This is a genomic window from Aggregatibacter sp. (assembly GCF_057314075.1).
In genome coordinates this window covers 66,399-79,405 of the sequence record NZ_DBHLAR010000012.1, presented here as the reverse complement: position 1 = coordinate 79,405, position 13,007 = coordinate 66,399, and the positions used below count along the sequence as shown (strand labels likewise).

The following is a 13,007-nucleotide window of genomic DNA, read 5'->3' as shown; positions in this document are numbered from 1 at the left end:
TTTAATCTGTTTCATGAAAAAAGTGCGGTCATTTTTAACCGCACTTTTATTTATCAAGGAAAGAAATTAAAACGTATATTTCAACGTTGCATAATAAGCACGACCCGGCTCATTGTAAGTATGCGCGTTATAATTGGTACTACTTGAAGAGCGATAAAGTCGTTTATCAAATAAGTTATTTACACCAACTCGAACACTCACGGTATTTTTCCAGTTGTAACCAGCACTTAAGCCCCAAACTGCATAGCTACCGATATTAGAAGAATTTGCTAACTTACCATTTTCCATTCGATTCTCCGGATTCTTACGAGAAGTTTGCTTGCCGTATTGCGTATAGGTCAACATGGTATCGAACGCCTCTGTAATTTGATAGTTCAAGCTGGAATTCAATGTATATTTTGGCACAATAGAAAGCGGGTTGCCGGTATCTTTATTTTTAGTTTTGTGCATATAGGTGAAGTTATTCACCCAAGATAATTTATCTTCAATTAATGGCAAGGTTAGGTTTCCTTCCAAACCTTCAATCACCGCACGGTTTGCATTGCCCCATTTATATACATAGTTACCTAAGTTAGTTAAACCGATAAATTCACCATCAGACACGATTTTATTACGATAGTCATTACGGAAGTAAGCCACAGAAGCAAGAAGTCCGTCTTTATCATATTCAATACCGATTTCTTTATTCCAGCTGGTTTCCGGCTTGATGTCGCTATTACCTTGGAAATAACAGGTTTTATTATTCGGTACATTTGTTGGACAACCTTGACCTAAGGTAAACAGTAAGTAATTTGGGTTAGTTTGATAAAGGTTTGGTGCTTTATAGGCACGGGCAATGCCACCTTTTACTTTCCAATGGTCACTTAATCCTTGTAAGAAGTTTAAACCACCACTCACATTAGAGCCGGAATAAGTATTATAATCATAGCGTAAAGACGGGGTGAGCACCGTTGATTTTGTTGCCGAAATATTGTCTTCAACAAATACGGCCCATTCACTTTGACTGGAGTATCCGCCACGAACATTCGGCACACCGCTCGGTAAGGTTTCTGTAAGATCATAAACGACTTTCCCGCCAACACGTCTTCCCCCGAGCAATTGTGTCATAGAGGAAGCATCGTCTAGGCTACTGTGTGCTCCCTCAAAACCAACCGTAAGCATATGCTCGACGCCAAAAGTAAACGGAATATAGAATTCAGAACTAAAACGGGTATTTTTTAAAACAGAATCTTTAAAATCAGTAGTGCTTGAGTAGCTTCCTTCCGGACCACCGGCTAAAAACTCCGGTAAACGGCTATTTTTAGTTTTATCAAAAGTAATGTAGGTTTTATTATCGAAACGATCAAATTTACCTTCATAAGTTAAGGCATAATTTTGACGATACAAACGCGCTGTTTCTGCTTTATTGGCAGCTAATGTTTTGGTTGCAGGATAATTAGCATTATTATAGAGTCCGCTAGAACTATTTTGCGTATCACCGTTATAAATATTGCCTTGGCGACTAAAACCACTGTCTAAAGTTAACTTGTGATCTTTGTTGATATTCCACACTAAACGACCGTTAATATCTTTGTTACGAACACCTTCACGGCCAGCAATCGCAGGATCGCCATTAATGCCAACTTCATCCGCTTGAGTTTTATTCCAGTTACCATATAAACGGAATTGCAATACATCTTTAATTAATGCACCGCTTAGATTAAAACCAACACGATTCGTTGCACCTTCTTTGCTATCTTCCGGCTGGTTAGTGTAATAACTTACGCTCCCGTGTAAATCATTGGTAACAGGTTTAGTGATAATATTAACCACCCCACCCATTGCACCTGAACCATAGCGTGCCGCTGAAGGACCACGTAATACTTCAATTTTTTCAATTGCTTCAACTGGTACCCAGTTACTGTCACCACGAGAATTACGTTCACCACGCACACCATAACGTTCTGCATTACGAGAGGTGACTGGTTTACCATCCACTAAAATCAATGTATTTTCTGGCCCCATACCACGAATATCAATTTGACGTTTATTACCACGTTGTCCAGTGGATGAGTTACCCGTCAAATTCACGCCAGGCATAGTACGTAATACTTCAGAAACATCATTTGTCGCAGGACGTTTCTCTAAATCTTTTGCAGTAACAAGAGAAGAACCAAGTGATTGTTTTACTTGGTTTTCCGCTGTAACACGAATTTCATCCAACTGTTGAGTTCCCTCAGCGTGTGCATTATTCAGAAATAATGCGGTACTGATCAAACTCAACATGAAAATAGATTGTTTTTGCATAAAATGCTCCTATCCTAAATAAAAAATATGTCATATATGGGGTGCTTATTCTAACGAAACACCACCCTTTGTTGCAAATACGAATTAATTTTATTTATCTAATATCTATTTGGTTGATATTTTTTGCATTATGATTATTGATTCAATACTTAATTCTGGTTGAATTATTTTTTTGATGCAGTATCATTTGCGCCCTGCATTTTTGCAGACTCACAATATGTTCTGGGTTCCCTAACCCCAATTTAAACTAAAAAGGTATTCAAATGACACACGCATTTTCGATCTTTAGCGATCGCCAAAAACGTCGAGCATTAGTTTTGCTCAGTTTCTTCCACATTTTTATCATTGCTGTCAGTAACTATTTAGTACAGCTTCCTTTTGAAGTTCATGTGCCACTGACATTCTTCGGCGCACAAGAAGACTTTATGTTCCACAGCACCTGGGGCGCAATTACCTTTCCATTTATTTTCTTGGCGACGGATTTAACCGTGCGTATCTTCGGTGCGAAAGAAGCACGTTGGATCATTTTCGTGGTCATGATTCCGGCGTTAATTATCAGCTATGTGGTCTCAACCCTCTTTTCAGATACCCAATATCAAGGTTTACAAGCATTAACCGAATTTAATATGTTTGTGTTCCGCATTGCAGTCGCGAGTTTCTTCGCCTATGTTTTCGGACAATTACTAGATGTTTTAGTATTCAATCGCCTACGCCAACTCAAAACTTGGTGGATAGCGCCAACCAGCTCCATGGTATTTGGTTCTATGGCAGACACTTATTTGTTCTTCGCGATTGCCTTCTATGCCAGCAGCGATCCGTTTATGGTGGAACACTGGATGGAAATCGGCTTCGTCGATTATTTATTTAAATTATTCATCGGGTTACTGTTATTCGTCCCTGCTTACGGTGTATTCTTAAATATGATTCTGCGTAAGATTCAGCAACTGACTGCAGCGCTCGAAAATGACATGGAATTACCCCAAAATTCTTAAAAAAGAAAGAATAAAAAAATGCCCTGAATCATCAGGGCATTTTGTTTTTTGAAGAGATTATTTTTGCGCTAAAAGTGCGGTCGGATTTTCTGATGTTTCTTCCGATAAGTTGAGATTTTCCACCGCCATGACAGACTTCAAACCGTCTTCACGTAATTGTTGTGCTGCAGCCTTATCACCAACTTGCTCAAAGACATAAGATGCCATTGTAATGTCCGCCGGCTCCAATTTCTCTTTATTGGCGATTAACGCTTTAAACACCTCATTGGCTTTAGCAAAGTCATTGTTACGCACATATAAATAACCAAGTGCACGATGCGCACAACATTGTGCCGATGTGTTTGCGCCTTTTAACCACTTGCTGATAAATTTTACCAACTTGCTATTATCTTCCGGCTGCAAACGGCTGATTTGTTTAAACAATTCTTGCGTTAACGGGCTATTGTCACTATCTAATTTTTTCACTAATTCCAACATGAATTCATAAGCGGACTCATGATCATTGGCATCGATTAATCGCGTGATTAACGCCAGTTTCACACGGGAATCATTGCGACGTTTACGTGATTGCTCATCCCACCAATCTAACAACCCATCGACGCCTTCTTCGTTCATTTTCTCATCGAGCAATCCATCTTCCACTTGGGTTTGTAATGCAACAAATTCCTGTGAGGTATATAAGCCGGATTTTTCGATTTGGTCTAAAATATTATCTAGCGCCTGGTAAGCTTTTGATTTTAAATAAATCTCAACGGCTAATTTAAGTACTTCCTTATTTTTCCCCGCCATCAACAATAAGCTGTCAACGGAACTGCGCGCTGCCGGTAATTTATTTTGTTGTAATAAAATACGGGTACGTGCAATTTCTAAAACCAAGCTATCAGAACCGGCAATTTCCGTTGCTTCCATTAAATAACGGTTTGCACTGAATTCATCACCACGCTGTTGTGCAGCCTCTGCTGCTTTAATGAAATTCAGCACCGGCTCATCAGAATGCTTCGCATTTTTACCAATTAATTTTTCCGCTTTAGAATAATCCCCTTCATCCATACGCATTAAGCCTTCCAACGTTTGCTTTTGCGCTTTCGTGCGTTTACGACGAGAGAACCAGCTGTATGTGTTGTTGCTTAAACGGAAAAAACGGCTAATGACGACCTCAATGCTGTACACCAAAGCTAAAGCGAGTACAAAGAAGATCACTAAAGTAGTAATGGACATTTCGACGATATGACCTGCCGTTTCAATCCGCACATAGCCTTGCTTACCCGCTAAATACGGACCGGCAATTAAGCTCGCCAGTAACAACAACATCAAAAATAGCACTCGTAACATAATCTATTTCTCCTATTGTTGTTCTTGATTGACTTCCGGTTTGGTTTCATTCGCCGGCGCGGTAGCAGCCTCATTTTCTTTTCCTGTTGGCTCAGTTCCCGAATTACCGTGCGACTCGAGTTCTTTATCCACTGAAAGCGTGATTTTTTGCATTTCTTGTGTTGGCTTATTCAACAATTTATCTAAGGCATTTAACCCACTTAACTGAGTCGGCACATCCACGTAAATTGATTGTTCCGCTAATTCATCCAGCTTCTTCAAGAAGTTTTGAGCCACATCAGTATTGGTATCAAAATACGTACGAATCCAAGAAGCCACTGTTTGTAAAGATTGTTTGTATAAATCGTCTTGTTGGCGCGGTACAGATAAAATTGCAATTTGTAAACGTAAACGAATATTCTCACGTAAATAAATATCTTGATTTGGCGCTAACAAGGCTTTGTCATTCGCTTTCTTCGGAGTCACACGGATAAAATGATTTAAAAAACTCACCGCACTTTTTTCTGCATTTTCTTTCCAATCATCCAAAGAATCCGTCAATTTATCATTATTCGGATCTTCATCAAAATTTACGTTTAACACTGTTAATTCGTCAACATTGTTCGCAAGCTCGGATAAATCTTGCATGATGGCATTCTGGTCTACGTTATTAAGCGATAATAAGTTTTTCAAGTCCGAGTGAATGGCGTTACGTACCGGAGCCACCTCTGGTAACGCAACTTTTGATAAGGTTTCATCAGCTACTTTTAATAACGCAACGCTGGTGTCCACGTCATTATCTAACACCAATTTACGCAACGCATTATTGAGTAGAAAATCCGCCTCGGTAAGCAACCAATCATTGGGTTGCTCTGCTTTTGCTTGGTTCGCCAAGCGTTGAACTTCTTGTTTCAACGCTGATAAGCTTTGTTCTTTAACAGCAATTTCCTGATGCAATGCACCAATTTGTTCACCTGCCGTTTTTGAAAATGCAATAAGCTGTTGAAGCTGTGCTCTTTCGGCTTCAAAATTTTGTCCTTCGGCTACCACTGCAGGCACTGGCTGTTGTACTTTCCCTGAAAGTGCGGTTAATTTTTGTTGTATTTCCTCAACCTGTAACTGACCCAAATAATAGCCTGCGCCACCCAAACCTAGCGCAATAAAAATGGCTAACAAACCTAATGCAGAACCACCTTTTTTTACAACTACCGTTTCTTTTACAGGTGTTTCTTTCGTTGTAGAAGCGTTAGCAACAGTTTCCGCCGCAGCAGATTGCTGTTCCGAAGAGATCATCTTTTCATTGTGTTCTTGTTGCATAGTGTTTACTTTATCCTCTATTGGAGTCTCAATTTGTTCAGTTAACGCCTCATCTTGTGTCGCTAAATCAAGATCTTCACTAACATCAATTTTCTGTTCCACTTCTGCATTCCGTTTCGACGGGTGAGATTTCTTGTTAGCCATAATATTTACCTATAAAGAAAAAATGTGGTTTAACGACATTGTAATAAGGTTTGTAATAACGTTCTGTTGTCTGAACACGGACAAACCGTCACTTGTTGCCAACCTAACGCTTGTGCCAAATGAGCAATACGCTCACTGATTGTAATAAGGTGACAACTTTTTAGCCAATTATGTTCGCTTTGCGGAACAAAATCCACTAATTGGGTGAGTATTTCAGCACTGGTCACGACTATCGTTTGTACGCCTGCTCGTTTGCACAAACTGGTTTTCTCCGCTTGATTGTAAACAAGAGGTTCCCGTCGATAGCATTCGACAATTTCAATACTACCGCCACGTTGTTGTGCCTGTTCGGCAAAAAACTCGCGACCACCATTGCCGCGCAAAATTAATACCGTTTTCTCAGACAAATCCTGCATCATGGATAACTGCAATAATCCTTCACTATTTTCTTGCATAGTCGGATAGTGAACGGCAATTTCTGTCATGGCCGAAAAATACTGAGCCGTACTTTTCCCGACGGCAAAATAGACCAAATCATCACGCCACTTAAAACCGGTGTTTTTAATGGCTTTATCCGCAAAATCTACCGCATTTTTAGAAACAGCAAAGACATAATCGCCAGATTTCAGCTTCGCTAATCTCGCAGGCAATTCATTCAGCTCTGCTCCACGAGTAATTTGAAATAGGGGTAAATGCAACGCAACAATGCCGGCTTTCACCAACATCTCAACCAGTTTTTCCCCACGTTCATCCGGGCGTGTCACCAAAACAGCCATGTTCAACTCTTATGCGTAAATATTTTGCAAAATCTTGTCAGCACCTTGTGCTAAAAGTTGCTCGGCAATTTGCACGCCCAAAACCTCAGCATTTTCTACCGCACTTTGACCTTCCGCACGAATAATTGTTGAACCGTCAACACTCCCCACCAAGGCTCGCAAGTACAACATGCTCTCACGCAATACGGCATAACCACCAATAGGCACTTGGCAACCGCCCTGTAAGCGATTATTCATGGCGCGTTCCGCCAACACACAATAAGTCGTTTCAACATCTGCCAACGGTGCTAATAATTGTTGCACCTGTTCGTCATCCGTACGGCATTCAATCCCCACTGCGCCTTGCCCGGCAGCAGGAAGTGACTGTTCTACCTCAATAAAAGAAGTAATTCGATCTGCCAATTCCAAACGAATTAAACCGGCAGAAGCCAAAATAATCGCATCAAAATCACCGTTGTCCAGTTTGCTCAAACGCGTCCCCACATTGCCTCGCAAAGAGCGAATTTCCAAATCCGGACGTAAGGCTTTTAGCTGACACTGACGACGCAAACTGGATGTACCGACGATGGCTCCCGGAGGCAACTCGGCTAAAGTGCGGTAAGTATTTGAAACAAATGCATCACGCGGATCTTCACGCTTACAAATGACGGATAAACCTAGCCCTTCAGGAAATTGCATCGGCACGTCTTTCATAGAATGCACAGCGATGTCCGCTTCATTATTCAATAATGCATTTTCCAATTCTTTCACAAACAAACCTTTACCGCCGATTTTCGCCAACGGCGAATCTAAAATCACATCCCCTTTAGTGACCATTGTCACCAATTCGATAGATAAATCGGGATACAGTTGTTGTAAACGCGCTTTCACAAAGTTTGCCTGCCACAATGCTAATGGGCTTTGACGAGTGGCAATTTTTAAAGTTTTTTTAAACATAATAACGAGATATGGAAGTGATCTTATGTGCTTTATCCTACCATTGTTAGCCCGTATTGTCAGTTTCCATTTAATTTTTTTGCTTTCCTGAAGTACTGGTGATAGAGTAGCCACCAGCCAAGTATGACTGTTGTAAAAAAGTTAGGATACGAATTGAAGTTTGATGTCAATGAAGCCAAAAAACGCGTGGACTTTCTAGATAAATTACGCATTGATCGCGCTTTATCCGACACGACTGAATCCTTTCAACTTGTCTTTAAAGTCATTCCTTTATTACTTCATTTTAACCATCCAGATCTTCCGTGCTATGTTGCGAATGCGCCAACCGGGATTGCACGTTTTTCTCTCAGTGGTTTTCAACAAGACTACCTTGCTCGAACACTCTCTGAAGAACAAAGAAAAAACATTCAAAAAAACCACCGCACTTTTGAGCAAGAAGCAATTCTAGGCGTATATGTAATGGGCAGTATTGCCTCCATCGCCCAAACACCGTCTTCCGATTTGGATATCTGGATTTGTCATCGGGAAGATTTAAGCCAAAGCGCGCTCGAGCTGTTACAACAAAAAACCAATGCGATTCAACAATGGGCAAAACGCTTTCAAGTAGAAATTAACTTCTACTTAATGGATCAAAAGCGTTTCCGCTGTTTCCGTTATACCGAACCGATGGACGGTGAAAATTGTGGCTCAACACAATATATGTTATTGCTGGATGAGTTTTATCGTTCCGCCATACGCCTTGCCGGCAAACCTTTGTTGTGGCTACATTTATTGGTTGAGCGTGAAGAAAATTATGAAGCGGAAATTGAGCGTTTAACTCAAGAAGGGCAACTGGATTTAAACGATTGGGTCGATTTTGGGGGGTTAGGCTCGTTCTCAGCAAACGAATATTTTGGCGCAAGCTTGTGGCAGCTTTATAAAGGCATTGATTATCCGTATAAATCTCTGCTCAAAATTTTATTACTTGAAGCTTATTCTTGGGATTACCCAAACACCTTCTTAATTTCTCGCGAATTTAAACAAGCCTTACTAAATGGTGATGTGAACGTTACACACCAATTTGATGCTTATTTAGCCATGTTGCAGCGAGTAACCGATTATTTAACTCGTCAAAAAGAATTTAAACGGTTGGACTTTGTGCGTTGCTGTTTTTATATCAAAGTACACGAAAACGAAGTAGCCCCGGGGGAAACGAACTGGCGTTTGGATGAACTGTTCAAACTAGCTCAACAATGGGGATGGAAGTGCGGTCAATTACAGTGCCTCAATAATCGCCGACATTGGAAAATCAAACAAACCATGAAAATACATAATAGTTTGATTAAATTCCTCATGTTGAGCTATCGCAACTTAGTCCATTTTGCACGTAAACACCAAGTAAATGCCAGCATCATGCCGCAAGACATGAGTGTGCTGACACGTAAACTGTACGCTGCTTTTGAAGAATTGCCGGGTAAAGTGACCTTGCTCAACCCACAACTAGCGGTGGATTTATCAGAACCGGCATTGACGTTTATTGAAGTAAAACATAATCGACATTTTAAAAACGGCTGGTATGTCATCAATCAAACACCAGATGTGGAAGGTTGTAGCCATCCTCGTTATATTGAATATAACGAAAGCTTGAATAAGCTTGTGGCGTGGGCGTATTTCAATCGTTTATTAACAGCCAATACGCAGCTCTTCATTTCCAGTGATAATATCGAACTAAAAACATTACGCCAATTTGTTACCGATCTTCGTTTAACGTTCCCAATTGAAACAACTTTCGCAAGCAATTCTGATCTCAGTCATCCTTGCGAAATCCGTAGTCTTGCCGTGATTATCAATTTAACTCAAGATCCGACGCAACAGCTGAGAGACATCAAGCCAACAATCCAAGCCAGTGATTTATTTAGCTTTGGTCCGAATGAAGAAAGCTTGGTTGGCAGCATTGACTTAACCTACCGTAATGTATGGAATGAGGTCAGAACGCTACATTTTGAAGGGGCAAATGCGATTTTATTGGCGTTAAAAGTGCTTTCCAACAAAATTTATCGTGGTGCGCCATCACCAAAATTCGTACAAGTTTTTTGTTATAGCCGCTACTATCGACATGCCTTACGCCGCATCGTCACGACACTCATTAATAAATGTATCAGCATCCAACTCGGAGTCACCGAACCACCGAAAAATAATTTATTGCGTGTGGCGGGAAAAAACTGGCAATTTTTCTTTGAAGAACGCGGTATTAGTTTGCAAGAAATTCATCATGGACGGGTCACAAAAACACATCAATTTGACACCGCACTTAACAAGAAAGCAGCAGCAACTGACCCGCTTCCAACAAAGCATCAAAAGTATCCACGAGAAATCGATCGATTTGCAACGGAAGGTTTCCTGCAATTCTTCTTTGAAGATAATCCGAACGGCAGTTTTAACGTTTATATTTTAGATGAACTTAATCGCCTTGAGGTTTACCGTAACTGTGATGGTGCAAAAGAGAAAAAAATTCATGAGATAAACCGAATTTATCAACTGTCAGGCTTGGATGAAAATGAGAATCCGTATAAAATTGTACAACGCGATTTTAATTATCCACAATTCTACCAATTATTAATGACAGAAGAAGGAATAACGATTGTTCCTTTCCACAGCCGTTTGGCTTTGTCTTGAGGTGTAACATGAATGAAAAATTAAAAGTTTTAATTATTGACGACCATCCATTAATGCGCCGTGGAATACAGCAACTTATTGAATTAGAAGAAGGTTTCGAGGTTGTTGGTGGTGCAGGGAATGGTTCTGAAGGGATTAATTTAGCGCTACAAACCTCACCGGATCTCATTATTTTAGATCTGAATATGAAAGGACTCTCCGGTTTAGATACGCTTAAAGCATTAAGAGCAGAAGACGTTGATGCACGCATTGTCATTTTGACCGTATCTGATGCTAAAAACGATATTTTCACCTTAATTGATGCCGGTGCAGACGGGTATTTATTAAAAGATACCGAACCCGACACATTGCTTTCTCAACTAAAACGCATCGCTCAAGGTGAGGTTATCCTCAGTGATTCCATTAAAAATCTCTTATTAGAGCGCCAATCTTCGCAAAGTCCTATTGACTCTCTTACCGATCGTGAAATTGATGTATTGCGCTTAGTGGCAACCGGTCTTTCTAATAAACAAATTGCCGGCCAATTGTTTATTTCGGAAGAAACCGTCAAAGTACACATTCGTAATTTGCTACGTAAACTTAATGTTCACTCACGTGTTGCCGCAACAGTGCTTTATTTTGAGCATAAAAACGGCTAAATCATATAATTTCACAAGAAATAGCTGACCAAATTGTCGGCTATTTTTTTGTTATCAATTTACTCGTTCCTTTTTCTTAAAAATACCGAAAAAATCCACCGCACTTTGTATAAGCGAAACATTGCAGGGACAAAACCTAACGAGTAAACTACCAAGGTTTAATGTGGGAGTTATATGAAGAAATTGTTCAATAAAAAAGCGACTCAACGTTTCTATGCACTTGTATTTTCGTGCTTATTTTGGCATTCCTCTGCCTACGCTGAACATCTCGTTGATTTACAAATTGATGGGGTAAAAAACGACGCTTTAAAAAACAATATCCAGATTCACCTCAACGCCATCGATAAAGAAGAGGCAGACGGTTCCGAACGTTATCAAAATATTGTCAGCAAAGCCGTTGATAAAGGTCTGCGTGCTTTAGGGTATTATGATCACCAGATTCAATTTGAATTAAAACCACGAGCCAAGAACAAACCGCTATTAATCGCTCACATTACTATAGGGGAACCGGTAAAAATCGCCGCCACAGACATCGTGATTAAAGGAGATGCCAAACAAGATCCGGAATTCATTCAACTGGAAAAACAGGTTCCTAAAACCGGCACCATACTCAATCACGAAACTTACGAAGATTATAAAAACCAACTGCAACAACTCGCGCTATTTCGCGGTTATTTTGATGCAGAATTTGAACAATCCCGTTTAGAAGTGATGAAATCCACGCGCGAAGCTTGGTGGAATCTCACCTTCGATAGCAAAAAACGCTACCACTATGGGAACATTCATTTCTTACACGCGCAAATTCGAGAAGAATATTTACGCAACATGCTCAACATTCACTCAAATGAACCCTATTTAATGAGTGATTTTTCTACCTTAACCAACAATTATTCCTCCTCAAACTGGTTCAGCTCAGTACTATTGCAACCGCACTTAGACGATAAAAAGAAATTAGTGGATGTGGATGTGCTGCTCTACCCGCGAAAAAAAAATATTATGAATGTCGGACTAGGTTATTCCACCGATGTTGGACCTCGCTTCCAATGGAGTTGGACGAAACCTTGGATCAATGATCGCGGGCATAGTGTCAGAAGTAATCTCTATTTTTCCTCACCGAAGCAAACGCTCGAACTGACCTATAAAATGCCCCTACTGAAAAATCCGCTGAATTATTACTATGAATATTCCGGCGGTTTTGAACGTGAAAATAAGAACGACACCCAAATAACCTCATCAACCTTTGCCGCACTACGTTATTGGAATCATCCTACCGGATGGCAGTATTCCTTAGGTTTACGCTTGCGCTACGATGCCTTTACCCAAGCGGATATCGCCGACAAAACGCTATTACTATATCCGACAACCTCTTTAACCCGTACCCGTTTACGCGGTGGTGCCTTTCCTGATTGGGGTGATTCACAACGTATTACCTTCGATTTTGGACGTAAATTCGGGATTTCTGATATCAATTTCTGGAAAATTCAAGCGTCCACCGCTTGGGTCAGAACCTATGCGCAAAATCACCGTTTTCTTACTCGTTTAGAAATTGGCGTACTCAACACTGCAGATATTCACCGAATTCCACCCTCATTACGTTTCTTTGCCGGCGGCGATCGCAGCGTGCGTGGTTACGGTTATAAAAAAATCTCGCCAAAAGATCGAAATGGCAAATTAGTCGGCGGCTCCCGTTTAGCGACAGGAACGATGGAATACCAATATCAGGCTTATCCCGACTGGTGGCTAGCTACCTTTGCTGATGCAGGTCTGGCGGCAAATAGCTTTAAACCTGACGAATTACGCTATGGTGCGGGCTTTGGCTTGCGCTGGGCCTCGCCGGTAGGCGCCATTAAATTTGATGTTGCCACCCCGATACAAGACAAAGACAAGAGTAAAAACATTCAGTTTTATATCGGGCTGGGTAGTGAAATATAGCAACATAAAACGGATGACTT

Annotated in this window: 9 protein-coding genes; 4 read left to right on the top strand and 5 right to left on the bottom strand. The window is 40.6% G+C overall.

Annotated elements, in window-relative coordinates:
- Nucleotides 1-66: 66 nt before the first annotated feature.
- Nucleotides 67-2,286: a FepA family TonB-dependent siderophore receptor gene (locus ACO5E4_RS08910; protein ID WP_485862798.1), complete on the bottom strand. Its 2,220-nt coding sequence runs from the start codon at nucleotides 2,284-2,286 to the stop codon at nucleotides 67-69.
- 263 nt (nucleotides 2,287-2,549) lie between these two features.
- Here ACO5E4_RS08910 and ACO5E4_RS08905 point away from each other — a divergent pair, with 263 nt between their 5' ends.
- The gene (locus ACO5E4_RS08905; RefSeq protein ID WP_485862797.1) at nucleotides 2,550-3,278 is read left to right on the top strand and encodes a 7-cyano-7-deazaguanine/7-aminomethyl-7-deazaguanine transporter; all 729 of its coding nucleotides are present in this window, start codon (nucleotides 2,550-2,552) and stop codon (nucleotides 3,276-3,278) included.
- 57 nt (nucleotides 3,279-3,335) lie between these two features.
- Here the strand turns inward: ACO5E4_RS08905 and ACO5E4_RS08900 are convergent, their stop codons facing one another.
- The 4 genes from ACO5E4_RS08900 to hemC are packed head-to-tail and all read right to left on the bottom strand — an operon-like array spanning nucleotide 3,336 to nucleotide 7,762.
- Nucleotides 3,336-4,610 (bottom strand): heme biosynthesis HemY N-terminal domain-containing protein, encoded by a 1,275-nt coding sequence (locus tag ACO5E4_RS08900; RefSeq protein ID WP_485862796.1) that lies wholly within the window; start codon nucleotides 4,608-4,610, stop codon nucleotides 3,336-3,338.
- 12 nt (nucleotides 4,611-4,622) lie between these two features.
- On the bottom strand, nucleotides 4,623-6,050 hold the full coding sequence (locus ACO5E4_RS08895; protein WP_485862795.1) for a uroporphyrinogen-III C-methyltransferase: 1,428 nt from the start codon (nucleotides 6,048-6,050) through the stop codon (nucleotides 4,623-4,625).
- A 29-nt stretch (nucleotides 6,051-6,079) separates the two neighbouring features.
- Complete coding sequence (locus ACO5E4_RS08890) at nucleotides 6,080-6,826, bottom strand: uroporphyrinogen-III synthase (protein WP_485862794.1); 747 nt, start codon at nucleotides 6,824-6,826, stop codon at nucleotides 6,080-6,082.
- 9 nt (nucleotides 6,827-6,835) lie between these two features.
- On the bottom strand, nucleotides 6,836-7,762 hold the full coding sequence (hemC, locus tag ACO5E4_RS08885; protein WP_485862793.1) for a hydroxymethylbilane synthase: 927 nt from the start codon (nucleotides 7,760-7,762) through the stop codon (nucleotides 6,836-6,838).
- Nucleotides 7,763-7,915: 153 nt separating this feature from the next.
- Here hemC and ACO5E4_RS08880 point away from each other — a divergent pair, with 153 nt between their 5' ends.
- From ACO5E4_RS08880 to tamA, 3 genes are all read left to right on the top strand, one after another.
- Nucleotides 7,916-10,417, top strand: a complete 2,502-nt coding sequence (locus tag ACO5E4_RS08880) for a class I adenylate cyclase (protein ID WP_485862836.1) — start codon at nucleotides 7,916-7,918, stop codon at nucleotides 10,415-10,417.
- A gap of 8 nt (nucleotides 10,418-10,425) precedes the next feature.
- Nucleotides 10,426-11,055, top strand: coding sequence for a two-component system response regulator NarL (gene narL, locus ACO5E4_RS08875; RefSeq protein ID WP_485862792.1), 630 nt, complete (start codon nucleotides 10,426-10,428; stop codon nucleotides 11,053-11,055).
- Nucleotides 11,056-11,229: 174 nt separating this feature from the next.
- Nucleotides 11,230-12,987: an autotransporter assembly complex protein TamA gene (gene tamA / locus ACO5E4_RS08870; RefSeq protein ID WP_485862791.1), complete on the top strand. Its 1,758-nt coding sequence runs from the start codon at nucleotides 11,230-11,232 to the stop codon at nucleotides 12,985-12,987.
- Nucleotides 12,988-13,007: the final 20 nt, after the last annotated feature.

What these genes read in the sequence shown, in the direction of transcription:
- ACO5E4_RS08895 (WP_485862795.1), bottom strand. Translation starts at nt 6,050, where the DNA reads ATGGCTAACAAGAAATCTCACCCGTCGAAACGGAATGCAGAAGTGGAA.
- ACO5E4_RS08890 (WP_485862794.1), bottom strand. Translation starts at nt 6,826, where the DNA reads ATGGCTGTTTTGGTGACACGCCCGGATGAACGTGGGGAAAAACTGGTT.
- ACO5E4_RS08910 (WP_485862798.1), bottom strand. Translation starts at nt 2,286, where the DNA reads ATGCAAAAACAATCTATTTTCATGTTGAGTTTGATCAGTACCGCATTA.
- hemC (WP_485862793.1), bottom strand. Translation starts at nt 7,762, where the DNA reads ATGTTTAAAAAAACTTTAAAAATTGCCACTCGTCAAAGCCCATTAGCA.
- narL (WP_485862792.1), top strand. Translation starts at nt 10,426, where the DNA reads ATGAATGAAAAATTAAAAGTTTTAATTATTGACGACCATCCATTAATG.
- ACO5E4_RS08905 (WP_485862797.1), top strand. Translation starts at nt 2,550, where the DNA reads ATGACACACGCATTTTCGATCTTTAGCGATCGCCAAAAACGTCGAGCA.
- tamA (WP_485862791.1), top strand. Translation starts at nt 11,230, where the DNA reads ATGAAGAAATTGTTCAATAAAAAAGCGACTCAACGTTTCTATGCACTT.
- ACO5E4_RS08900 (WP_485862796.1), bottom strand. Translation starts at nt 4,610, where the DNA reads ATGTTACGAGTGCTATTTTTGATGTTGTTGTTACTGGCGAGCTTAATT.